The organism is Dyella sp. Tek66A03, assembly GCF_052567735.1.
The window spans coordinates 3,594,690-3,617,611 of record NZ_CP199584.1 but is presented as its reverse complement, the minus strand read 5'-3'; the positions used below and the strand labels follow the sequence as shown (position 1 = coordinate 3,617,611).

Below are 22,922 nucleotides of genomic sequence, written 5' to 3'. Positions count from 1 at the left end.
CCCATGGCCCGTTATCGTGGAGCTACCTGCAAACTCGCCCGCCGCGAGGGTGCAGATCTCAGCCTGAAGAGTCCGGCTCGCGCCCTCGACTCCAAGTGCAAGCTGGAAAACAAGCCCGGTCAGCATGGCGCCAACAAGCGCATGCGCATGTCCGACTATGCCAACCAGCTGCGTGAAAAGCAGAAGGTCAAGCGCATCTACGGTGTGCTCGAGCGTCAGTTCAGCAATTACTACAGCAAGGCGTCGACTCTCAAGGGCAACACGGGTGAGAACCTGCTGCGCCTGCTCGAGAGCCGTCTGGACAACGTTGTCTACCGCATGGGTTTCGCGGTGACGCGTGCCCAGGCCCGTCAGCTGGTCAGCCACAAGGCTGTGCTGGTCAATGGCAAGAAGGTGAACATTCCTTCCTACCAGGTGCGTCCGGGTGATGCAGTGGCGCTCACCGAGCGTGCTCGTACCCAGCTGCGCGTGCAGGAAGCGGCGACCGTGTTTGACACCATGGACTTGCGCCCCCAGTGGGTGGAAGTCGATGCCAAGAAGTTCGAGGGCACGTTCAAGGCGATGCCGGACCGCGGTGATCTGCCGTCCGATATCAATGAGAGCTTGATCGTTGAGCTTTACTCGAAGTAATCAACCGGAGCCCTGCATGGCAGTTTCGTCTACTAGCGTGCTGCGGCCTCGCGGCCTCAGCGTCGAGCAACTCGGAGCCAACCGCGCCAAGGTGGTGGTCGAGCCGCTCGAGCGTGGTTTCGGCCACACCCTGGGCAACGCGCTGCGCCGCGTGCTGCTCTCCTCGATCCCTGGCAGTGCCATCGTCGAGGTGGAAATTGATGGCGTGCTGCACGAGTACACCACGCTTGAGGGTCTGCAGGAGGACGTGATCGAAGTCCTGCTGAACCTCAAGGATGTGGCGATTCGCCAGCATTCGGGTGACGAAGTCACCCTGACCTTGGCCAAGAAGGGCAAGGGCGTGGTCACCGCCGGCGATATCGCCGTCGACCACTCGGTGGAAATCATCAACCCCGAGCATGTGATCTGCCATCTGACCAAGGACATCGCACTCAACATGCGTTTGAAGGTGCGTCGCGGCGTCGGCTATCAGCCGGCCAGCGCGCGCCAGCACCCGGACGATGAAGCTCGTCCGATTGGTCGCCTGCAGCTCGACGCGTCGTTCGCGCCGGTGCTTCGCGTGGCCTACGAAGTTGACGCGGCTCGTGTTGAGCAGCGCACCAACCTCGATAAACTGGTGCTGGATATCGAGACCAATGGCACCATCGGTGCGGAAGACGCGGTTCGCAAGGCCGCCGAAATCCTCAACGACCAGCTGTCGGTGTTCGGTGACTTCTCGCGTCGCGAGAGTGCTACGGACAAGGCGGAGAAGGGCGGTTTCGACCCGTTGCTGCTGCGGCCGATCGACGATCTGGAGCTCACCGTGCGTTCGGCTAACTGCCTGAAGGCCGAGAGCATCTACTACATCGGCGATCTGGTTCAGAAGACCGAAGTCGAGCTGCTTAAGACGCCGAACCTTGGCAAGAAGTCCCTGACTGAAATCAAGGATGTCCTGGGCGGGCGTGGTCTCGCACTCGGCATGAAGCTCGAAAACTGGCCGCCGCCGGGCTTGTCCCACGGTATGCAGCTGGGCTGATGCATCGGCGATCGTTCGCGATCGCCCTGTTATCAGTATGTAGTACCGGCAAACTGGCGAGCGTGCTTCGGTGCGCTCGCCAGCTGCCAACAGCGGTCTCAGAACCGCGCGATTTTTTAGGCGGCCCCCTTTGGTCGCCTGTATTGGTGGTCTGGCGAGTGTGATTACCTCGGATTTTGCAGACACCTGAAACGGCCAGCTTTGGCCGTCTTGCTCAATAAGAGCCCGTAGTAAGAAGGGCTTCATCAGCGGGTAACCGCGGGAAGTCGGACCTAACCGCCGACTTTTCATAACAACAGACAAAGAGAGTATTGCCATGCGCCACCAGAAATCCGGTCGCAAGCTCAACCGCACGAGCAGCCATCGCGAGGCCATGTTCAAGAACATGGCGTCGTCGCTGTTCAAGCACGAGCTTATTCGCACCACCCTTCCCAAGGCGAAGGAACTCCGTCGCGTTGCCGAGCCGCTCATCACGCTCGCCAAGACCGATGGCGTTGCCAATCGCCGCCTTGCTTTCGCGCGTCTGCGCGATAAGGAAGCCGTGGGCAAGCTGTTCATCGAGCTGGGCCCCCGTTACCGCGAGCGTCCCGGCGGTTACCTGCGTATCCTCAAGGCCGGCTTCCGCCCGGGCGACAACGCGCCGATGGCGTACGTCGAACTGGTCGATCGTCCGCGCGTCGAGACGGCTGCCGAGTAAGCAGCGCCAGTAAGTGTTCTACGAAACCCCGGCCAGTTCACCTGCCGGGGTTTTGTTTTATGGGCATACGGTAATCACCAGGGTCTTGCGGCTGCGTCATTCGATGGGCTGACAGCGTCGCACTGAGCAGTTAATGTCGATCTTTCGCAACGCAACATGGCTGCCATGAACCCATTTCGCTGGTCGTTCCGCACTACCTGTCTCGCTGGCTTCTTTATCTGCGCTGCGCTGCTCGGCTACGCCCTCTATGCGGAGCACGTGCTGGGCATGGTTCCATGCCCTTTGTGCATCTTTCAGCGCATTGCCTTCCTGGTGATGGCGGTGTTTTTCCTCATCGGCGGCCTGCATGCGCCGCGCGGCGGCGGTCGTTGGGTGTATACCGTGGGCGTACTGGTGGGCGCTCTCGGTGGCATCGCCACGGCAGCCAGGCACCTGTGGTTGCAGACGTTGCCGGCCGACCAGATTCCATCCTGCGGCCCCAATCTGGGCTACATGGTGGATACGTTCCCGTTCGCCAAGGTGCTTAAGATGGTGTTCACCGGCTCGGGCGAGTGCGCCAAGATCGAGCCCGTATTCGGTTTGCCGATGCCGGCCTGGACCCTGGTCTGGTACGTGTTGTTGGCTTTTGTCGCTATCTATGCGGTCGCGCGCAAGCGCGCCTGATGGGCTGCCCTCCGATGTCACACGTCATGTCTATTGGCCCCGCCTCGATGCAAGTTCCAGCCGGCTGGACCCCAGGCAGCTGGCAGCAGCGGCAAGCGCTGCAGCAGCCGTTGTACGAGGATGCGGCCGAGCTGGCTCGCGCCACCGGTCAGCTTGCCTCGCTACCGCCGCTGGTGACGTCCTGGGAGGTGCTGGCGCTCAGGCAGGCCTTGGGCGAAGCGCAGGAAGGTCAGCGCTTTTTGCTGCAGGGCGGTGACTGCGCCGAAAGCTTTGCCGATTGCACCAGCCCGATCATCTCCAATCGGCTCAAGGTGCTGCTGCAGATGAGCCTGGTGCTGGTGCATGGCTTGAAAAAGCCGGTGCTGCGGGTCGGGCGATTTGCGGGCCAGTACGCGAAACCGCGTTCCACGGATACCGAAACCCGCGACGGCGTGACGCTTCCCAGCTTTCGCGGCGATCTGGTCAACAGCCCGGAATTCACGCCCGAGGCGCGGCGAGCGGATCCGCAGCGACTGATTCAGGCGCATGCGCATTCCGCGCTGACCATGAATTTCGTACGCGCCCTGATCGACGGCGGTTTCGCCGACCTCCATCATCCCGAATATTGGGATCTGGCCTGGGTCGAGCATTCGCCGTTGGCGGTCGAATACCGGCGCATGGTGACCGCGATCGGCGACTCGCTGCGCTTCATGGAAACCCTGGCCGGTCCGATTGCGGGGTTCTCGCGGGTCGACTTCTTCACCTCGCACGAAGCGCTGCTGCTGCATTACGAAGAGGCGCTTACGCGCCAGGTACCGAGGCATCGCGGCTGGTTCAACCTGTCCACCCATTTCCCTTGGATAGGCATGCGCACCGCCGCGCTGGACGGGGCTCACGTGGAGTACTTCCGCGGCATTCGCAACCCGATCGCCGTGAAGGTCGGCCCGACGGTCACGCCAGCACAGTTGTTGCCGCTGATCGAAGCGCTCAATCCCGACGAAGAGCCGGGCAGGCTGACCCTGATCCATCGCATGGGCAATGCGCAGATTGGCCGTGCGCTGCCGCCGTTGCTCGACGCGGTCAAGCGTGAGGGCCGGCGCGTGTTGTGGGTGGCCGATCCCATGCATGGCAATACGGAAGCCACCTCGAACGGCTACAAGACGCGCCGTTTTGACAATATTCGCGGCGAGCTGGACCAGGCGTTCGATATCCATGCGGCGGCTGGCACGCGGCTGGGCGGTGTGCACCTGGAGCTGACCGGAGAGGACGTGACCGAATGCATGGGTGGTGCGCGCGACCTCAATGAGGCGGATCTGGATCGCGCCTACAAATCCATGGTCGATCCGCGTCTCAACTACGAACAATCGCTGGAGCTGGCGATGCTGATCGTGCGCAAGTCGGTGGGTGTGCGCGGCTGAGGCGCTCGCGGCGAGGCATCAGTCCACGCACCTGGTTTCTGAAATGCCTGGCAGATGCCGGGCTTTTCTTTTGCATCACGCGGAAGCGTCGATGGAGTGGCCGTGCGCAAGGGATGAATAACCGATGAATATGTGGTCAAATTCGCGTCAAGCCGCGTGATTTGGATCAAGCCTTCGACAGGCGTCGCGGCGAGCTACCAGACATGATCCAACCGACCGCCGGCCGTGACTGCCGGACGCATTAGCCGACAGGGCCAGGACAGCGCTTGAACGTATTGGCGACACATGGGGGAGGCGCATCACGCGTGCGCTTGCGCTCGGATGGCTGGATGGGGCATGTGGCGGTGGCCCTGGCCTATGCAGCGTCCTACATGCTTTTGCGCAGCATGTCGGTTTCGCATTGGAACCTGCCCGCCGGTCTGCGCGTGGCCTGTCTGCTGCTTGTGCCGTACCGCTACTGGCCTGCGCTGATCGTTGGCGAAGCGCTGCCGGTCACCTACCTGGGCTGGAGCAATCAACAGGACTTCGGCTGGGTCTGGGCCAGCCTGATGTCCATACCGCCGATTCTGTTCAGTGCGCCAGCCTTTGCCTGGTGCCGTCGCCGCATGCCGCTTTTTCACGCCGATGGCCGCGTCAACATGGCGATGGTGTTGTCGACGATTCTGGTGGGCGCGTTGGTCACGGCCCTGGCCAGCACCGCGACCCTGGCCACGATGCAGATGCCACATGGCCAACAGGCGCCGGCGGTCACCGCCCGCATCGTGCTCGGTTACTTTCTCGGCGGCTTCATGGGCGCGCTCACGCTGGCGCCCGCCGCACTCGCGTTGCGGCCCTGGCTTGCTCGCCTCAGGACACCGGTGGCATGGCTTGCCGCGCTGCGCGGACGTTTCTTCAGCGATGTGGCACTGGGCGTGGTACCGCCGTTGTTGCTGCTGACCTGGCTGGCGTCCGTGGGCAACGCGGAAACCATGCAAGTCTGTCGTATCGCCATGTTCCTGCCGGTGGCCTGGATGACCCTGCGGCATGGATGGCCGGGCGCGGCGGCGGCCGGCACCCTGGCGAGCGTGGCGGTCCAGCTGACCGAGACCGTGGTGCGCGATCCCTCGGTGATCCAGGCGCAGACGCTGATTGCCTTTGCCATTTCGACCTTGCTCCTGCTCGGCTCGCGCCTTGCTCCCCACGCGGCGGGCCAGCGCGATACGCATGACGGGGGTGACGCACTGCGTGGCTTCGAGCTGGCGCAGCAGGGGCTGTACCAGGAAGAACTGCGGCTGCGCCAGACGGCCGAGGCGCTCGAACGCATCGGTCTGTCCATGCGCGACAGCCAGAAGCGCTTGCTCGACCGCTTGCGTCCCGTGCTGCCGGACAACTTGGAACACATGTATGCCCGGCATGTCGCGATTACGCAACATGAGATGCACCGGCTCGCCGACGCACTCTATCCGCGCACGTGGCGGGAGCGTGGCGTCCCGGCGACGTTTCAGGATGGTCCCTTGCTGCGCGCCGCTGCCCTGGTGGGCGCCACCTACGAATGCGATCTGGCGGGCCGTGAGCTGGAGCAGCTGGCGCCGGACGTCCACATGATGCTGTATCGCCTGGCGTGCGAAGTGATGGTCTATGTGCTCGCCCGCGAGCCAGTCAGGCGAATCCATCTGCAGATCCGCGGTGGTCAGACGCACGGGCGGCGTTGGGTGGTCATGCGGATGACTTGTGCTCGCGCGGCGCAAGCTCATCGGGACAGGCCTGCGCCGGAATGGAAGCAGGTGGTTTCGCTGCTCGGCACGAACGGTCAGGGCATGCCCAGCGTTCATGACCGCGCACAGATCTATGGCGGCATAGTTCATGAGCGTGATACGCATGATCAGCTTGGCGTTTCGCTGCTGTTGCACGATGCCTTGCGCGCTGCGCCCTTGGTGTCGCCCGTGATCTCCTTTCATCAGGCAGCATCCGCCTGATTCGGCAGCCATAGCCTCCGTCCTCCGCGGTGGAATGAGGGGACGACGACATGCGGCGCGTCATGCTCAAGCCGCTGCGGCACGATGTCGCGAACATCTACTTTGGCCGGATTCGGCCTCGTTCGATAGCAGCGGCGACCTATAATCGACCGGGCCGGCCCCGAACAGCCCTCCCATGGTGCTGGCTGACTCATTAGGCCTGGCGTCATCGCCGGGATGATGCCCCGGTTGGCGACGCGGATACGGAATCATCATGAAGCGGCTCTCAGCGAAGCTGTGCCAGGCCAGGCGTGTCGTCAGTGCATGCATCCTGTTTTTCCTCATGGGTACGGCCACAGTGCACGCGGACGAGACGTCGCCCCCGCGTATCCCCGACACCATCCAGCAGCGCATCGCCGCATGCACGGCCTGCCATGGCGTACATGGCGAAGGCACGCCCGAAAGCGGCTTCTTTCCTCGCTTGGCCGGCAAGCCGGCTGGCTACCTGGCGCGTCAGTTGAAGGATTTCCAGGACGGCCTGCGCAAGTACGGCCCGATGGAATACACGGTGCGCCAGCTCAGCCCCGAATACATGCAGGAGATCGCCGAGTACTTCTCCGCGCAAGAAGTCCCCTACACACGCTCGCCCATGCCGCGTCTTTCCGCCGAAGCGCTCGCGCGCGGCGAGCAGCTGGTGACCCATGGCGACCCCTCGCGCCAGATTCCGCCATGCGCCGCTTGCCACGGCAGTCAGTTGACTGGCGTAAAACCGGATATTCCGGGCCTGGTGGGGCTGCCTTATGACTACATCAGTTCCCAGCTGGGTTCGTGGCGCACGAAGACACGCTCCACGGTGGCGCCGGACTGCATGTCGGAGATTGCCAACCGTTTGAGCGCGTCCGATATCAGCGCCGTATCCGCCTGGCTGGCAGGACGCGAGCTGCCGGCGGATATGCACGCCCAGCCCGCGGGTTCGGTGATGCCGCCGCTGCATTGCGGCGTGCTGGGCGATAAGGGGGACGGCGCATGAAGCGCATGCGTTCGATCGTCATGGTCGTCGTGCTGCTGGCCTTGGTGCTTGTCGGCGGCTGGTGGCTGCGTGGTGGCAAGACGCCACCGGTATCGCAGGCAGCCAGCAAGGTGGATGCCGCCACGCTGAGCGATCCCGCGCTCATTGCCAGGGGCGAGTATCTCGCCGCTGTCGGCGATTGCGCGTCATGCCATACCGAACAGGGCGGTGCGCGCTACGCCGGTGGCCGTGTGCTGGCAACGCCGTTCGGCAATATTCCGGCGCCCAATATCACCCCCGATCCAGCGACCGGCCTGGGCAACTGGAGTTTCGAGGATTTCTGGCAGGCGCTGCATAGCGGCAAGGGGCGTCACGGCGAGCTGCTGTATCCGGCGTTCTCGTACACCTCGTTCACCAAGGTCAGCCACGACGATGCCTTGGCGATCTTCGCCTACCTGCAATCGCTGGCGCCGGTGCAGCAGCCCGCCAAACCGCTGGGTCTCGGTTTTCCCTACAACGTGCGCAACAGTCTGAAGGCATGGCGCGCGCTGTATTTCCAGGAAGGGGTGTATCAGCCCGATCCTTCCCAGTCGGAGAGATGGAATCGAGGCGCTTACCTCGTGCAGGGTCTGGGGCACTGCAACGAATGCCATGCGCCACGTGATTCGTTCGGTGGCATGCAGAACAGCCCCTCGCTGGCTGGCGGGCAGATCCCCGCGCAGGACTGGTATGCCCCCGACCTCAGCACCAAGGCCAACGGTGGTCTGGCCGGCTGGAGCGAACAGGACATTGTCGATCTGCTCAAGAACGGTCAGTCGGTGCGTGGCACCGCGTTTGGACCGATGGCCGAAGTGGTGGCGAACAGCACGCAGCATATGCACGAAGACGATCTGCGCGCGATCGCCACCTATCTGCAATCGCTGCCACCGCGTCCGTTGCTGGCGGAAGACAAGTCACCACTCGATACCACGCCGATTCTTGCCCAGGGGGCGAAGGTATATGCCGCGCGTTGCGCCGACTGCCATGGCGATAACGGCGAGGGTGTGGCGGGTATCTATCCGCCGCTCAATGGCAATTCATCGGTCAACGAGCCGACCGGCATCAACGCGATGCGGGCGGTGCTGCTCGGTGGATTTTCGCCGCTTACGGCCGGCAACCCGCGGCCCTACTCGATGCCGCCGTTTGCCCAACAGCTCAACGACCGCGAGGTGGCCGCGGTGGTTACCTATATCCGCCAATCATGGTCGAACAAGGCATCGCCGATACTCGAACGTGATGTGATCAAGTATCGGCATACGCCGGTCGATTAAGCGCAGCGCCTCATCCTGTAGTGCGTTGCAGCGCCGGTGTGGCTGGTGTCGCCGCCATGCAGCCGGCACCCATCAGCGCCCGGGCCAGGGCCTGGTCGAGCGGCGTGTACAGGTTGCCGCCGAGGAACGTTTTCAGTTTCGCATCATCGAGCCGGACCGGTTCGCGCCACAGGTAGCGCATCTTGCACAGCTCGCGCATGGTTTCGTTGAACGGCGATGCCACCCGTGCCAGCCACCAGGGAAAGCGGCCCGCCTTGATGCGCGGATCGCCGGCGGTGCGGCGGATTGCGTCCAGCATGGCGTGACCATCCAGCCAATAGCCGCCGAAGTGGAAGCTTTCGAAGGCACCCAGGTCGGCTTCGCGATCCAACAGTCGCGCCAGCACGTCGCCGACGTCGGGCAGATAGGCCCAGCTGTGACCGATGGCGTAGTCGCCGGGGTAGCTGACTCGTTTGACGGCAGCGCCCGCGCGGACCAGTCCTTGTGCAAGCCAGTTGTTGCCTGGGCGAGGCCCGAAGAAATCGCCGCAGCGGAGAATCAGTACGCGCACGCCGTGGTCCGTGGCGGCTTGCAGCCGGCGCTCCATCTCGGCGCGGATCTCCCCCTTGCGCGTGTGCGGATGCTGCGGAGCGTCTTCGGTGAGGCGCGGGAAAGCGTCCGGCCCGTAGTTATAGATCGTGCCCGGCAACACAATACGTGCGCCGGCGGCACGGGCTGCGGCGATGGTGTTGTCCAGCATCGGCAGTACCAGGGTGTCCCAGCCGCGATAACCCGGCGGGTTCACCGCGTGGACGATCACGTCCACGCCGTTGGCCGCGCGCAGCACATCGTCGGCATGCATGGCATCGCCGGCGATCCACTCGATGTCATCCTTGCTGGCGTCCATCGGCGCCGTGCGCACCAGGGCGCGCAGTTTCCAGCCATGCCGCAGCAGCGCCACGCAGGCTTCGCTGCCGATGCCGCCGTTGGCGCCGATGACCAAGGCTGTCCGCTGTGTGTTCATGGCTGTGTCCTCAGGGAAGTTAGGACCAGCATGCGCGGCCGTGGCATGAAAGAAAATTGCCTAATGGCGAAGATCTGCTATACAAATATGTATGGATAATCTGGACCCCGGCTGGGAGTTGTACCGATCCTTCCTCGCGGTCATGCGCGAAGGCAGCCTGTCGGCTGCGGCGCGGGCCTTGGGCATGACCCAACCCAGCCTCGGGCGGCATATGCGCGAGCTGGAGTCGACCCTCGGGGCGGTTTTGTTCGCACGCTCGCCGCAAGGGCTGACGCCTACGGAGCTGGCGCACGAACTGGTGCCGCATGCCCAGGCCATGGCGGCGGCCTCGGCGGCGATGCGACGTACCGCCTCGGCCGGGCGGGAGGAGCTCAGCGGTGCCGTGCGCATCAGCGCCAGCGAGGTCATCGGTGCCGAGGTGCTGCCAGCCATGCTTGCGGCATTTCGCCAGCGGCATCCAGGTATCGTGATCGAGCTGTCCCTGTCGAATCAGCCGGCGGACATCCTGCGGCGCGATGCCGATATCGCCATACGCATGGTGCAGCCGACCCAGGAAGCGCTGGTGGCGCGTCACATCGGCAAGCTCGAGCTGGGGCTGTTCGCCCATCAGCACTATCTGGACGCCTATGGGCGCCCCGGCTCGCTCGCCGACCTCGCCGGGCATGCATTGATCGGTTTCGACACGGAAACGCCCTACATCCGCCGCATGAGACCGCAGGGCTTGTCCTATGCCCGCGAGAATTTTGCCTGGCGCACCGACAGTGACCTGGCGGCGTTGGCTGCCCTGCGGGCGGGATTCGGTATCGCGGTGGCCCAGGTCAACTTGGCCCGACGTGACTCACAGCTGGTACGCCTGTTGCCGGATCAGCTGTCGCTATTCATGGATAGCTGGGTGGTGATGCACGAGGACTTGCGGCAGAGCCTGCGGGTGCGGAGGTTGTTTGAGCATCTGGCCGAAGCGCTGGGCGAGTACGCGCATTCCTGAGCGTGCTTCACAGGGCACGAAAACCGTCCGCCAGTTCCTGCCAGAGAGTGATATCCCAATGCCCGCGCGCCTGTCCGGAAGGCGAGGGCAGGACATAAAGCCGGGTGGCGTTGATGTGCTCGCGCTGCCAGCCGTAGCCGATCGATGGGCCGAGCACGGCACGGGCCGCCGCCTTGCTGGTGAAGGCGAGCAGGCTCGGTGCATGGCGTTCGATCTTGCTGCGTAGCGCAAGCACATCGAAGGCGTCGCGCGGCAGCTCGTCGTCGTTGCCCCTATGGTGCTTGGCCAGGTCGGTCAATCCGATCCCCAGCGTCGGCAGCAGTGGAAACTCGGTGGGCGCAAACTGGCGTGGTGTCAGCCTTACGGCATGCAGGGCGCGCCAGAACAGGTTGCCGGGATGAGCGTAATAAGCGCCCTCGGTGGCCGAACGGCGGCTGGCGGCCGTGCCGCAAAACACCAGCCCCAAACCGGGCTGCAACAGGTCGGGAAGGATCGGATCGCACATCGTCGGCAAGCATAACGGCGGCTGCTGACTGCGACCTAATGGAACACTGTCCGGTACACCAATCTCCCCATTTTTAGCGTATTTGAGCAGCCAGCTAGGGATGATGCCGAAACTGCCGTCGGCGACACGCGACATGCATCGACAGTGTGCGCGTACTGCCGCTATAAAGATCGTCCATCCACGGGAGTGCCCGGTGAGCGAAGAAATCCTGATCAACGTGACCCCACGCGAGACGCGCGTCGGCGTGGTAGAGAACGGCATGTTGCAGGAGGTGCACGTGGAGCGGGCCTCCCGTCGCGGCTACGTGGGCAATGTCTACAAGGGTCGGGTGCAGCGGGTCATGCCGGGCATGCAGGCGGTCTTCGTCGATATCGGCTTGGAGCGCGCGGCGTTCCTGCATGCGTCCGACATCCTGCGGCCGGCGCTGCCCATCGCTGCCGATGGCGTCGAATTGCAGGTGGCGGGCAACGGCCAGGTGCCGTCGATCAGCGAGCTGGTCCACGAGGGGCAGGAAATCGTGGTGCAGGTGGTGAAGGACCCGATTGGCACCAAGGGCGCCCGCCTTTCCACTCACCTGTCTATTCCCTCACGCTACCTGGTGCTGCTGCCGCACGCCCGCACCCTGGGCATTTCGGCACGCATCGAGAATGAAGCCGAGCGTCAGCGCCTGAAGGACGTGCTGACGCCGTTGATCGGCGAGAACCCACTCGGCTATATCGTGCGCACGAATGCCGAGGAGCAGACCGCCGAATCGCTGGCCTTCGACGTCACCTACCTGGGCAAGGTGTGGCGCGTGGTGCAGGAAAACATCGTCAAGGCCAAGGTCGGCGAGCGCGTCTACGAGGAACTCTCGTTGCCGCTGCGCAGCCTGCGCGACATGCTCAACGACGACATCGAGAAGGTGCGCGTGGACTCGCGCGAAACCTTCGAGAAGGTGGTCAAGTTCGTGCACAAGTTCATGCCCCACCTCGACGATCGGATTGAGCACTACGCTGGCGAGCGTCCCATCTTCGACCTGTACGGCGTGGAAGACGAAATCCAGCGCGCATTGAAGAAGGAAGTACCGCTGAAGTCGGGCGGCTACCTCATCGTCGACCAGACTGAGGCGATGACCACCATCGATGTGAACACCGGTGGCTATCTCGGTACACGAAATCTCGAGGAAACCGTTTATCGCACGAACCTGGAGGCCGCTCAGGCGGCGGCGCGCCAGCTGCGGCTGCGCAACCTCGGGGGCATCATCATCATCGACTTCATCGACATGACGGACGAAGAGCACAAACGGCAGGTGTTGCGCATGCTCGAAAAGGGCCTGGCGCGGGACCACGCCAAGACCACCGTCTATCCGATGTCGGCGCTTGGGCTGGTGGAGATGACGCGCAAGCGCACCACCGATAGTCTCGAGCGCCAGCTATGCGAACCTTGTCCGGCCTGCAGTGGGCGCGGTACGGTCAAGACGGCCGAAACCGTGACTTACGAGATTTTCCGCGAAATCACCCGGGCGGTACGCCAGTTCAATACCGAGAAACTGCTGGTCATGGCCAGCCCCAAGGTGGTCGGCCGCATTCTCGAGGAGGAGTCCATCGCGGTCGCCGAGTTGGAAGAGTTCATCTCCAAAAGCATACGCTTTCAGGCCGAAGAGCATTATTCGCAGGAACAGTTCGATGTGGTCCTCCTCTGAACATTTGATGCCGCGCGCCGTGGGGCATGTCGTGTGGTGAGTCGAGCGTGAACGCAATCTGGAAAAAGCGTCTGCACCAGGGCGCCCGGCTATTGGGCTGGGTCGTCGGCGTAGCCGCGATTTCGCTCGCCGTGATGATGGCGCTCACCCAGCTGTTGCTGCCTACGCTTGCGCGCAACCCGGAGTGGGTGGCGGCTCAGCTCAGCGCGAGGCTGCAGCGGCCGGTGAGCTTTCAGTCCGTGAAGGGGTATTCGCAGCCCTCCGGCCCTTTGTTCGTGATGCGCGATATCACGATAGGGGCAGGCGACGGCGGCACGCCGCTGCGCATTCCGGAAATCGAACTCAAGCTCGACCTCGGCGGCTGGTTGTTGCCGACACGGCACCTGGTGAATCTGCGCGCGCGGGGCATGCAACTGGACATGAGCCGCGATGCGGACGGCACCTGGCATATCAACGGCATCGGCCTGGCGGGTAGGCAGGAGCGCCAGAATCCGGCCTTCGGGAAGTTGTCGATGGGTTTGTGGCTGCGCGATACGCGGTTGGAAATCACCGATAACCAGATCAACAAGCACTACACGCTGATTGCCGATCAGCTGCGACTGAGTCGGCAGGGGGGGCGCGTCCGCGTCGGTGCCCTGCTGCGGCGGGAGGGTGCGCCGGGTCAGTTGCGCGGCGCCGGCAGCTTCAGTCAAGACGGCGCCGATGGCAAGGTATGGATCAGCGGTACGGATGTCGATCTTCATGCGATTTCCATGGGCATCGATTTGGGCGGCTATACCGCTGAAAGCGGCCATGGTTCCTTCGAGAGCTGGCTCGATTGGCGCGATGCGAAGGTGGTGCGCAACCTGACGCGCTTCCATCTGATGCAGTTGTCCGTGGGAAATCCCGACGGCGCCCGGGTCATCGTGCCCGCGCTGGACGGTCTGGCCGAACTGAAAATGGGCCAGGATGGTTACGAGCTGCGTTGGGCCGGCGATGACCAGGGAACGTTGGCTGCGAGCTTTCAATCCATGAGTACCGACCAGGCGCGTGTCGACGTGACGGCGAGAAATCTACAGCTGGCGCCGCTGGTGCCGTGGCTGGCGCTCAAGCCGCAGTTGTCACCCGGCCTCGCGCAATGGGTGGGTGTCGGAAAGCCGCGAGGTGAAGTGACGCAAGCGGTGATGCACTGGAGCAAGGCCGAGGGCTTGCAGACACTCGATGTCGCGTTCAAGGGGTTGGCGATCGACGCGGCCGGCAAGCTTCCCGGCGTGGATGGTCTGCGAGGCGATCTGCGCGGTGACGCCGAGGCGCTATCGTTGTCGCTGCCGCAGCAAGCGACGGTATTGCGTTTTCCGCACACGTTCCGCGAGCCGCTGGTGATGTCGCGCCTCGCCGGTGACGTGGCGTTCTGGCATGAGGACGACGCTTGGCACATCGGCACCGATCCCTTCCAGTTCGAAGGCACGGGTTTCGCAGGCGAGGCCCGTGGCGAAATGGCCTTCCCGGATGCCGGCGGGCGACCTTTCCTCGAGCTGTACGCGTCGCTCAGTCACGCCGACGTCGTGGCCGCCAAGCAGTTCTGGCCGATCGACTCGATGTCGCCGGCTGCGATTGAATGGCTCGATCGGTCGCTGGTCAGCGGCCAGATCGATCGCGGCGATATCCTGGTGCGGGGCGATCTCGCTGACTGGCCGTTCCATCACAACGAAGGGCGTTTCGAAGCACGCGCCGTGTTGAACGATCTGGTTTTCGACTACGGCAAGGACTGGCCGCGCGCCGAGGGCGTGGACGCGATCGCCAACTTCGTCAACGGCGGTTTACTGGTGGAGGCGAGTGCAGCCACCTCACTGGGCAACAAGGTCGATCGGGCCGTTGCGCTGATTCCCGAGCTGGGCCACACCGTGCTCGATCTCAACGTGAGCGGTAACGGCACCGGCGCCAGCATGATCGAGTTCGTGAGCAAAAGCCCGATCGGCATCCATCAGGCCGATACCTTGTCCAAGCTCAGCCTGGGTGGCACGGGGGCATTCGATTTTCACTTGTCGTTGCCGGTGGCGGACTCAAAGGACTTTGTGCTTGACGGTCACGCCCAGCTGAAGGGCGTCGACTTCAATGCGCCCGAGTGGAACCTCAAGCTGGACAAGCTCACCGGGCCTGCGACGTTCGATAAGGCAGGTTTCCACGCCGGACCGTTGGATACGAGTTTTCATGGACAGCCGTCCAAACTGGACCTCGCCATCGCCGGTGCTACCGGAAGGCCGGACACCGTACTTGCCGCCAAGTTGACTGGCCGCTTCAGCATGAGTGAGCTGACCCAGGGTTATAGCCAGTTGGACTGGTTGAGCCAGGTGGCGGAAGGTCGCAGCGATTTCACCATTGGTTTCGGCATCGCACATACCAACGGCACGGCTGCTACCACGCAGCAATTGAGCGTCGACTCGCCACTCACCGGCATCGCCTTGAAATTTCCGGCGCCGTTGAAGAAGCCCGTCGACGTTGCGTTACCCCTGCATGTCGACATGAATCTACCCACCGCGGGCAGCGAAGTGCAACTGAGCCTGGGGCAAGTAGTGCGTGCGCGCCTGCGACTGCCGGAAAATAGCGGCAAGTCGTTGGCCGCGACGTTCGCGTTCGGAACGCGCGTGCCTGACGCGATGCCCGACCAAGGCATACGTGTCCGTGGTCGTGCCGCGAAACTCGATGTGACTGGTTGGGTCCAGTACGCCGCCGCAAGCGCGGGCCCCGGTCCGGGCCTGGAAAGCATCGACGTGAACGCCGACCAGGCGATCGTGTTTGGCCATCCATTTAGCGACATGCATTTGCTGGCGAGCGCGCAATCGGATGGCCTCAGCGTCGACGTCGAGAACGCCGGACTGGCGGGGCGTTTTGGCATTCCGCTGGTCGACCTCAACAAGCGTGGCATCACGGCGCGACTGCAGCGGCTGTACTGGCCGAAGGACGTCACGCCCGCGGCCAAGAAGAACGGCGCGGAACCCGTGCCGACGGCACCGGCGGTGGCGGCACAGGCGACAAATCCTGCCGAAACCGGCATCACGCCTTCGGCCTTGCCGCCGTTTCACTTGTGGGTGAGCGATCTGCGTTTCGGTGACTCCAAGCTGGGCGAAGCACGCCTGGAGACCTGGCCAACCGATCGCGGCCTGCACATCGACCAGTTGCGTACGCTTTCGCACGGGGTGCAGATCAACGGCACGGGCGACTGGAATGGCACGGCAGGCGACAGTCATTCCCAGCTGGTTATCGATTTTGCCGCGGACAACCTGGGCGACATGTTGGGCGCCTTCGGCTTCGAGGGGCTGCTTGCCGGCGGCAAGGTGCGTGCAAAGCTGGATGCGGGCTGGCCCGGCGCACCCACGGCCATGGACCTGGCCAATATGGATGGCAAGCTGAGCATAAGTATTACCGATGGACGCATGCCTGAAGTGACGCCTGGCGTGGCACGCCTGTTCGGCCTGCTGTCGGTGCTCGATTTGCCGCGCCGACTCGCGTTCAATTTTGGCGACGTGTTTGGCAAAGGCCTGGCGTTCGATGCGATTGCCGGCGACTTCAAGCTGAGCGATGGCAATGCCCATACCGAGAACCTGCAGATTCGCAGTCCTGCCGCTGAAATCGCCATCAACGGACGCACTGGCCTGCGTGCCAAGGACTATGACCTGCAGGTGCTAGCCACCCCGCATGCGGGCAACAGCCTGCCTCTCGTCGGCGTGGTGGTCGGCGGACCCATCGGCGCGGCCGCTGGCTTTCTCGCCCAAGGTCTGTTGGGCAAGGGAATCAATCATGCGGCCAGTGCGCGTTACAAGATCACCGGCAGCTGGGATAAACCTGCGATCGCGGTACTCGAAAAACACGATGCCACGACGCCGCCGCTGACACCGGTGACGCCGCCGCTGCTGCCGGGCGTATCACCGGCGCCGGCCACCAGCAGCGCGCATTGACCGATGCTCAGGCCGCGGGATCGCGCGGCTTGGTGCTTCCTTAGCGAGGGAAAACAGGCTTTAAACAGCGACGGTCGGCCCCCACTTGCTAGAGTCTGGTCCTTCACACACGGTTGAGATTTCATGGATTCCCTGATCGCGCAGGCTGAACGTCGTTTGCTGGCTCCCGGTGGCCTGGCCGCCAGCGACCTGGACCGCGTGTTCTCCCAGTTGATGGGGCCATCCATCGATGCTGCCGACCTGTATTTCCAGCATTCGCGCAGCGAATCCTGGCTGCTGGAGGAGGGCATCGTCAAGGACGGTAGCCATTCGATCGAGCAGGGCGTAGGCGTGCGTGCCATCAGCGGTGAGAAGACCGGTTTCGCATACTCCGATGAGATCGTGTTGCCCCAGCTGCTGGACGCCTCCAAGGCGGCCCGCGCGATTGCCCAGGGTGGTAATGGCGTGGGCAAGCCACTGGCGCTGAACGGGGGGCGGCAGCTCTATCCGGCTATCGATCCGATCGAAAGCCTGCCCAATCCGGACAAGATCGCGCTGCTTCGTGAAGTGGACGCTTATGCCCGCTCGCGCGATCCGCGCGTGAAGCAGGTGATCGTGAGCCTGGCCGCCACCATGGACACCGTGCTGGTGGCCGCTTCCGACGGCACCTTGGCGGCCGACGTGCGCCCGCTGGTGCGCCTGAACGTGCAGGTGATCGCCGAGCAGGGCAGCCGGCGCGAGCAGGGCAGTGCCGGTGGTGGTGGCCGCTATGGCTATCGCGAGCTGATCGACAACGGCCGCGCTCTGGCTTTTGCCGATGAAGCCGTGCGCCAGGCCCTGGTGAACCTGGACGCGGTCGATGCGCCGGCCGGCAGCATGCCGGTGGTGCTCGGCCCCGGTTGGCCGGGTGTGTTGCTGCACGAGGCCATCGGCCACGGTCTGGAAGGCGACTTCAATCGCAAGGGCAGCTCGGCTTTCGCCGGTCGCATCGGCCAGCGCGTCGCCGCCCCGGGCGTTACCGTCGTCGACGACGGCACCCTCGTGGGCCGCCGAGGCTCGCTCAGCGTGGACGACGAAGGCACCCCCACCGAATGCACCACGCTGATCGAGGACGGCATCCTCAAGGGCTATATGCAGGACAAGCTCAATGCCCGCCTGATGGGCGTGGCACCCACCGGCAATGGCCGTCGCGAATCGTTCGCCCAACTGCCGATGCCACGCATGACCAATACCTACATGCTCGCCGGTCAGCACGATCCGCAGGAGATCATCCGCTCGGTCAAGCGAGGCATCTATGCGGTGAACTTCGGTGGCGGCCAGGTGGATATCACCAACGGCAAGTTCGTGTTCTCCGCCAGCGAGGCCTATCTGATCGAAGACGGCAAGGTGACCCGCCCGGTGAAGGGCGCCACCCTGATTGGCTCCGGTCCTGAGGTGCTCACCCGCGTGTCGATGATTGGCAACGACCTGGCGCTGGACGAAGGCGTCGGCGTCTGCGGCAAGGACGGCCAGAGCGTGCCGGTCGGCGTCGGACAACCGACGTTGAAGGTGGACGCGATGACGGTGGGTGGCACGGCGTCCTGATCTTCGCTTGCCCGGTACATCGTGACGGCGGCTTTCCCCGGGAGGCCGCCGTTTTTGTTGGTACGTCCTGATGATGGTCCGCACGCCGTGGCCTATGGGACATCTCGAGAGAACTCTGGACTGGGTTGTAACGATGGCGCGATCGCGATGGGTGGTGGGTGCGACTTCAGTCGCGACGAACGCTTGCATCGATAGCCGCGGTCGCGACTGAAGTCGCTCCCACCAAGAAACAGCCTGCTGCCGCCCGGGCCAGCCTCGAGCCGGGCATATCGATAGAACAAAACCTCATTTCGCTTTGAATCGTGGCGGACGGACAGTGTTCGCTGCGGCTCTTCCCGTTGGCCGCCCGGACGTCTGGACGTCCGGTCACTACTTTCGGTGAGGGCGTTGCGATGAGCGAAGCGACACGTGTTTTGCCGGGTCAGGTCCCTGCCCAAGGCATTGCCGCTGCGCGCCCTGTGCGGTGGGGTATCTTTTCCAACGAAGACTGGTGGTCGGTGTGGATCGGCCTGCTGGTGATCGTGGTGGCCTGGGCGTTGTTCGCCCATGGCAGCAGTCTCAAATGGCTGGCGGTTGCACCAGCGAAGTGGAAGACGCTGGCGGAGGCGTGGCAGGGTGTCGCTTCGCACTGGCCCAACTATCTGGCGCTGTTCGCCGCGTTGGCCTTGTTGTTCGGTACCGGGCTCGCGGTCCTGGGGCATTCCCTGGCTCGTTTTCTACCGGCCTTCCTGACTCTGTTCGCGGTCTCGCTGTTGATCTTCATTGCATCCGCATGGGTCGAGGCATCGCGCTACAACCTCGAGGCGCCGCTGCTCGCGCTGGCGCTGGGTCTGCTGGTATCCAATACGGTCAAGCTGCCTGACTGGTTCCAGTCGGGGCTGCGCGTGGAGTTCTATATCAAGGTCGGCATCGTATTGCTGGGTGCGACCTTGCCGCTGACCTTGCTGGTGTGGGCGGGCCCGGTAGCGGTGGCACAGGCGACCATCGTCTCGCTCGCCACGTTCTTCACCATCTTTCTCGCTGGCAAGGCGCTGGGTCTCGACAAGCGCTTCGCGGCGGTCCTCGGCGTCGGTGGCGCGGTGTGCGGTGTGTCAGCGGCGATTGCCAGTGGTGGCGCGGTACGTGCGCGCCGGGAAGACACGTCCATGGCCATCACGCTGGTGGTGGTGTGGGCGATCGTGATGATTTTCGTACTGCCGTTTGCGTCGCGGGCATTGGGGTTATCGACCGCCGTGGCCGGTGCGTGGATTGGCACATCCGAGTTTGCGGATGCCGCGGGCGTTGCGGCGGCACAGGCCTATGGCGACGCGGCGCGCAACGCGGGTGGCGCGATTGCTGGTGCACCTGATGCTGCCGTACAGGCGTTCACGCTGATGAAGGTGGTGGGGCGCGATATCTGGATTGGCATCTGGGCATTTACGCTGGCCTGGGTTGCGGCCACGCGCTGGAATAGTGGCGACGATGGGGTCAGGGCGAAAGCCGATATACGCGAGATCTGGGCGCGCTTTCCGAAGTTTGTGTTTGGTTTCGTGCTGGCTTCAGCGTTGGTGACCTGGATCGCCAGTCATTACTCGTTGGTCGATTACCGCAAGATCGTTACGCCGGACCTGGTGGCGCCGATCAGCACCTTGCGTACCTGGGCCTTCACGTTTTGCTTTCTCAGCATCGGTCTTACCACGCGCCTGCGTTCGCTCAGCGCAACGGGATGGCGGCCGCTGCTCGCCTTCACGGCCGGCGTAGTGGTCAATGTGATTATTGGCTACGTGCTGTCGGTGCACGTGTTCGCGTCGTACTGGAACGGGCTGGGCGGGTGAGCGTGGCCGGTGTCGATGCCTCGTCCGTCGGCAAGCTGGCTGCATCGTGCGAGCGCTGCGTTCACCGGCTGGATGACCAGCGTGCGATAGAGCAAAGCATGCCCGGGCTGACGTCGTTTGGTTCGGCCTATGGTGCGAGTATCGCAACCAGCCGACTATGCGTGCTGCACGATTGCTGGGTGTCGCCGGAAGACGGCTGTGCGCGTTTCAGCGCGAAGGGCTGAGCCAACCTCACCGTCATCCCACCTCACCGTCATCCCAGCGAACGCTGGGATCCAGCGACTTTTCGGTGGGGTTCGCGCACCATGCAAAAAGGCACTGGATCCCAGCGTCCGCTGGGATGACGGCGAAGTTTTTCGGTACGCCATGCAGGCGATGCGCGCCGGAAGCTTAGAGAGCTTCCTCTCCAGCACCACCTGCGTCATCCGCCTCTTCCGACTCATCCGCCGCTTCATCAGCCAGTTGCTTGAGCAGCTGGAAGATCTCGCGGTAGGCGCGCGGCGGCTTGTTGCCTTCCTGCTCGGCTTTCGCCTGGCGCGCCAGTGAGCGCAGGTGCTGGCGATCGACGTCCGGGTGTTGCGTGATCAGCTCGCTGATCGCAGCGTCGGCATCGGCGATCAGGCGGTCGCGCATGGCTTCCAGGCGATGCATCGCCGCCGTTTCCTGGCGTTGGCGCTCGCGGTTCACGCCGAGCGCGGCACGCACGCCGTCGAAGACTTCCGGGTCATGGCGGCGCATGACCTTGGCCAGGAACGCGAGCTGCCGTTTGTGTGCGATGTGCGCGGTGATGCGGCGCGTTTGCGCGATCTCGCGCTGCACGTCTTCCGGCAGGTCCAGCTTGGCCAGCTTGCTTGGCGGCAGTTCGACCAGCTGGTTGGCCAGCGCGAGCACGGCCAGCGCATCGCGGCGCTGCTGCGTGCGAGTGGGGCCGTAGTCGTGTTCGGGATCGTCGGTGTAGTTACGGTTCACAGGTAGTTCCAGCTGGTCGGCCCAGGGGCCTTGGCTTTCAGTGCGTGGCGTCACGGCGGTCGAGCGGATCGGGTTCGGCCTGTTCCAGCGCGAAGCGCGCAATCGGCTCGCCATCCATGTCCACGGTTTCGCAGAACATGGCGGCTGGGCGAACCCACAGGCCGAAATCGCCATAGAGTGCTTGGTAGACCACCACCTCTTCCATCGTCTCGCTGTGCCGGGCCGTGCCCAGTACGCGGTAACGCTGGCCCTTGTAGTGACGGTAGATGCCGGCTGTCGGTGACATGGCGTTCTCCGCAGGACGCTCTTTGCATTCGGCCGCGATACCCCCATGTTGGGAAGCTGCGCGGGTCGGACCGCGTATTCTACCCGTTACCAGCCAGCCTGCAGGAATTCCACGCGTGACCCAGCTCAGCCCCACCCAGGACCGCAGCCTCGAAGAACTGGATCGACTGGCCCAGCTGGCCGAGGACGTGATCCGTCGCGCCCGGGCCGCCGGCGCCAGCCAGGCCGAGGTGGCCGCCAGCATCGATACGGGGCTGAGCGTGAATGTGCGCCTGGGTGAGGTGGAGACGGTCGAGCATACGCGGGACCGGGGTTTCGGGCTGACCGTCTATTTCGGCCAGCGCAAGGGCTCGGCCAGCACCGCCGACCTCAATCCGGACTCGATCCAGGCCACCCTGGACCAGGCCTGCGCCATCGCCCGCTTCACCGAGGAAGACCCGGCGGCCGGCCTGGCCGACGCCGCGCGCATGGCCACGGTATTTCCCGACCTGGACCTGTGGCACCCCTGGCGCATCGATACCGCCGGGGCCATCGCCCTGGGCAAGGACATCGAGGAAGCCGGTCGCGCGCATGCGGGCATCACCAATTCCGACGGTGCCGGCGTGCAGATGGGCGAGAGCCTGGCTGTTTATGCGAACTCGCATGGATTCCTTGGCCGTGAACGCGGGACGCGGCATTCGTTGTCGCTGTCGCTGATTGCGGGTGACGAAGAGGGCATGCAGCGGGACTACTGGTACGACAGCGTGCGTTCGGCGAACGACTTCATCAGCGCGCAAACCCTCGGCGACAAGGCGGCCCAACGCACGCTTTCGCGCTTGGGTGCACAGCGCCTTTCGACCCGCCAGAGCCCGGTGCTGTTTGCGCCGGAGGTTGCCCGCGGGCTGATCGGACATCTGGTGGGCGCGGTCAGTGGCGGTGCGCTGTATCGGCGTGCCAGCTTCCTGCTCGATCACGTCGGCAAGCAGGTGATGCCGTCATGGCTGAATATCGTGGAGCGGCCGTTCCTGATGCGTGGCCAGGGTTCGGGCGTATTCGATGCCGAAGGCGTTGCCACCCGCGACAGTTCGCTGATTGAGAACGGTGTGCTGGCGCGCTATGTACTGGGCAGCTACTCGGCGCGCAAGCTGGGGCTGGAATCCACCGGTAACGCCGGCGGTATCCACAACCTTATCGTCGAGCCGGGCCAGGACGGCGGCACACAGCTGGACTTCGCCGGCATGCTCAAGCGTCTGGGTACGGGCTTGCTGGTGACCGAGGTGATGGGGCAGGGCGTATCGACGATTACCGGCGATTACTCGCGCGGTGCGGCCGGATTCTGGGTCGAGAACGGGCAGATCGCCTACCCCGTGGAAGAAATCACCATCGCCGCCAATCTGCGTGACATGTACGCAGGCATCGTGGCGGTGGGCGCGGACGTCGATCCGCGATCGCACCTGCTCACCGGGTCCATCCTGCTGGAGCAAATGACCATCGCGGGCGAATAATTCTTCCCGCTGTAGGGCGATGGGGTAGTTCCCAGTCGGCAAA

18 protein-coding genes are annotated in these 22,922 nt (G+C 63.9%); 14 read left to right on the top strand and 4 right to left on the bottom strand.

The window, feature by feature from the left end:
- The first annotated feature begins 3 nt into the window (after positions 1 to 3).
- The 8 genes from rpsD to ACT01B_RS16065 all read left to right on the top strand — a co-directional run bounded on the left by rpsD (position 4) and on the right by ACT01B_RS16065 (position 8,655).
- Complete coding sequence (rpsD, locus tag ACT01B_RS16100; RefSeq protein WP_445144244.1) at positions 4 to 630, top strand: 30S ribosomal protein S4; 627 nt, start codon at positions 4 to 6, stop codon at positions 628 to 630.
- A gap of 16 nt (positions 631 to 646) precedes the next feature.
- Positions 647 to 1,645, top strand: coding sequence for a DNA-directed RNA polymerase subunit alpha (locus tag ACT01B_RS16095; protein WP_266151942.1), 999 nt, complete (start codon positions 647 to 649; stop codon positions 1,643 to 1,645).
- Positions 1,646 to 1,961: 316 nt separating this feature from the next.
- Complete coding sequence (rplQ, locus tag ACT01B_RS16090) at positions 1,962 to 2,342, top strand: 50S ribosomal protein L17 (protein WP_445144243.1); 381 nt, start codon at positions 1,962 to 1,964, stop codon at positions 2,340 to 2,342.
- Positions 2,343 to 2,507: 165 nt separating this feature from the next.
- Positions 2,508 to 3,005, top strand: coding sequence for a disulfide bond formation protein B (locus tag ACT01B_RS16085; protein ID WP_445144242.1), 498 nt, complete (start codon positions 2,508 to 2,510; stop codon positions 3,003 to 3,005).
- Positions 3,006 to 3,031: 26 nt separating this feature from the next.
- A complete protein-coding gene (locus ACT01B_RS16080; protein ID WP_445144241.1) occupies positions 3,032 to 4,402 on the top strand; it encodes a class II 3-deoxy-7-phosphoheptulonate synthase in 1,371 nt (456 codons plus the stop codon).
- Positions 4,403 to 4,707: 305 nt separating this feature from the next.
- A complete protein-coding gene (locus ACT01B_RS16075) occupies positions 4,708 to 6,357 on the top strand; it encodes an MASE1 domain-containing protein (protein ID WP_445144240.1) in 1,650 nt (549 codons plus the stop codon).
- Positions 6,358 to 6,679: 322 nt separating this feature from the next.
- Positions 6,680 to 7,366: a c-type cytochrome gene (locus ACT01B_RS16070; RefSeq protein ID WP_445147505.1), complete on the top strand. Its 687-nt coding sequence runs from the start codon at positions 6,680 to 6,682 to the stop codon at positions 7,364 to 7,366.
- On the top strand, positions 7,363 to 8,655 hold the full coding sequence (locus ACT01B_RS16065) for a c-type cytochrome (protein WP_445144239.1): 1,293 nt from the start codon (positions 7,363 to 7,365) through the stop codon (positions 8,653 to 8,655). The genes ACT01B_RS16070 and ACT01B_RS16065 overlap by 4 nt, the downstream gene beginning before the upstream one ends.
- A gap of 10 nt (positions 8,656 to 8,665) precedes the next feature.
- On the opposite strand, the gene ACT01B_RS16060 is transcribed toward ACT01B_RS16065, so the two are convergent.
- Positions 8,666 to 9,658 (bottom strand): NAD-dependent epimerase/dehydratase family protein, encoded by a 993-nt coding sequence (locus tag ACT01B_RS16060; RefSeq protein WP_445144238.1) that lies wholly within the window; start codon positions 9,656 to 9,658, stop codon positions 8,666 to 8,668.
- 91 nt (positions 9,659 to 9,749) lie between these two features.
- On the opposite strand from ACT01B_RS16060, the gene ACT01B_RS16055 reads away from it, so the two are divergent.
- Positions 9,750 to 10,643, top strand: a complete 894-nt coding sequence (locus ACT01B_RS16055) for a LysR family transcriptional regulator (RefSeq protein WP_445144237.1) — start codon at positions 9,750 to 9,752, stop codon at positions 10,641 to 10,643.
- Positions 10,644 to 10,650: 7 nt separating this feature from the next.
- Here the strand turns inward: ACT01B_RS16055 and ACT01B_RS16050 are convergent, their stop codons facing one another.
- A complete protein-coding gene (locus ACT01B_RS16050; protein ID WP_445147504.1) occupies positions 10,651 to 11,148 on the bottom strand; it encodes a mismatch-specific DNA-glycosylase in 498 nt (165 codons plus the stop codon).
- Between the two features lie 193 nt (positions 11,149 to 11,341).
- Here ACT01B_RS16050 and rng point away from each other — a divergent pair, with 193 nt between their 5' ends.
- The 4 genes from rng (at position 11,342) to ACT01B_RS16030 (ending at position 20,141) form a co-directional block, all read left to right on the top strand.
- The gene (gene rng / locus ACT01B_RS16045) at positions 11,342 to 12,829 is read left to right on the top strand and encodes a ribonuclease G (RefSeq protein WP_445144236.1); all 1,488 of its coding nucleotides are present in this window, start codon (positions 11,342 to 11,344) and stop codon (positions 12,827 to 12,829) included.
- A gap of 47 nt (positions 12,830 to 12,876) precedes the next feature.
- Positions 12,877 to 16,764, top strand: a complete 3,888-nt coding sequence (locus tag ACT01B_RS16040) for a YhdP family protein (RefSeq protein WP_445144235.1) — start codon at positions 12,877 to 12,879, stop codon at positions 16,762 to 16,764.
- Between the two features lie 123 nt (positions 16,765 to 16,887).
- A complete protein-coding gene (gene tldD, locus ACT01B_RS16035; RefSeq protein ID WP_445144234.1) occupies positions 16,888 to 18,327 on the top strand; it encodes a metalloprotease TldD in 1,440 nt (479 codons plus the stop codon).
- Positions 18,328 to 18,719: 392 nt separating this feature from the next.
- The gene (locus tag ACT01B_RS16030; protein WP_445144233.1) at positions 18,720 to 20,141 is read left to right on the top strand and encodes a YeiH family protein; all 1,422 of its coding nucleotides are present in this window, start codon (positions 18,720 to 18,722) and stop codon (positions 20,139 to 20,141) included.
- A gap of 390 nt (positions 20,142 to 20,531) precedes the next feature.
- Here the strand turns inward: ACT01B_RS16030 and yjgA are convergent, their stop codons facing one another.
- Both yjgA and ACT01B_RS16020 read right to left on the bottom strand, forming a co-directional pair.
- Complete coding sequence (gene yjgA, locus ACT01B_RS16025; RefSeq protein ID WP_445144232.1) at positions 20,532 to 21,110, bottom strand: ribosome biogenesis factor YjgA; 579 nt, start codon at positions 21,108 to 21,110, stop codon at positions 20,532 to 20,534.
- Between the two features lie 37 nt (positions 21,111 to 21,147).
- Positions 21,148 to 21,396, bottom strand: a complete 249-nt coding sequence (locus ACT01B_RS16020; protein ID WP_445144231.1) for a DUF1653 domain-containing protein — start codon at positions 21,394 to 21,396, stop codon at positions 21,148 to 21,150.
- Between the two features lie 115 nt (positions 21,397 to 21,511).
- Between ACT01B_RS16020 and pmbA the strand changes: the two genes are divergently transcribed.
- Positions 21,512 to 22,879, top strand: coding sequence for a metalloprotease PmbA (gene pmbA, locus ACT01B_RS16015; RefSeq protein WP_445144230.1), 1,368 nt, complete (start codon positions 21,512 to 21,514; stop codon positions 22,877 to 22,879).
- The last annotated feature ends 43 nt before the right edge of the window (positions 22,880 to 22,922 follow it).

What these genes read in the sequence shown, in the direction of transcription:
- rpsD (WP_445144244.1), top strand. Translation starts at nt 4, where the DNA reads ATGGCCCGTTATCGTGGAGCTACCTGCAAACTCGCCCGCCGCGAGGGT.
- ACT01B_RS16095 (WP_266151942.1), top strand. Translation starts at nt 647, where the DNA reads ATGGCAGTTTCGTCTACTAGCGTGCTGCGGCCTCGCGGCCTCAGCGTC.
- rplQ (WP_445144243.1), top strand. Translation starts at nt 1,962, where the DNA reads ATGCGCCACCAGAAATCCGGTCGCAAGCTCAACCGCACGAGCAGCCAT.
- ACT01B_RS16085 (WP_445144242.1), top strand. Translation starts at nt 2,508, where the DNA reads ATGAACCCATTTCGCTGGTCGTTCCGCACTACCTGTCTCGCTGGCTTC.
- ACT01B_RS16080 (WP_445144241.1), top strand. Translation starts at nt 3,032, where the DNA reads ATGTCTATTGGCCCCGCCTCGATGCAAGTTCCAGCCGGCTGGACCCCA.
- ACT01B_RS16070 (WP_445147505.1), top strand. Translation starts at nt 6,680, where the DNA reads ATGGGTACGGCCACAGTGCACGCGGACGAGACGTCGCCCCCGCGTATC.
- ACT01B_RS16065 (WP_445144239.1), top strand. Translation starts at nt 7,363, where the DNA reads ATGAAGCGCATGCGTTCGATCGTCATGGTCGTCGTGCTGCTGGCCTTG.
- ACT01B_RS16060 (WP_445144238.1), bottom strand. Translation starts at nt 9,658, where the DNA reads ATGAACACACAGCGGACAGCCTTGGTCATCGGCGCCAACGGCGGCATC.
- ACT01B_RS16055 (WP_445144237.1), top strand. Translation starts at nt 9,750, where the DNA reads ATGGATAATCTGGACCCCGGCTGGGAGTTGTACCGATCCTTCCTCGCG.
- ACT01B_RS16050 (WP_445147504.1), bottom strand. Translation starts at nt 11,148, where the DNA reads ATGTGCGATCCGATCCTTCCCGACCTGTTGCAGCCCGGTTTGGGGCTG.
- tldD (WP_445144234.1), top strand. Translation starts at nt 16,888, where the DNA reads ATGGATTCCCTGATCGCGCAGGCTGAACGTCGTTTGCTGGCTCCCGGT.
- ACT01B_RS16030 (WP_445144233.1), top strand. Translation starts at nt 18,720, where the DNA reads ATGAGCGAAGCGACACGTGTTTTGCCGGGTCAGGTCCCTGCCCAAGGC.
- ACT01B_RS16020 (WP_445144231.1), bottom strand. Translation starts at nt 21,396, where the DNA reads ATGTCACCGACAGCCGGCATCTACCGTCACTACAAGGGCCAGCGTTAC.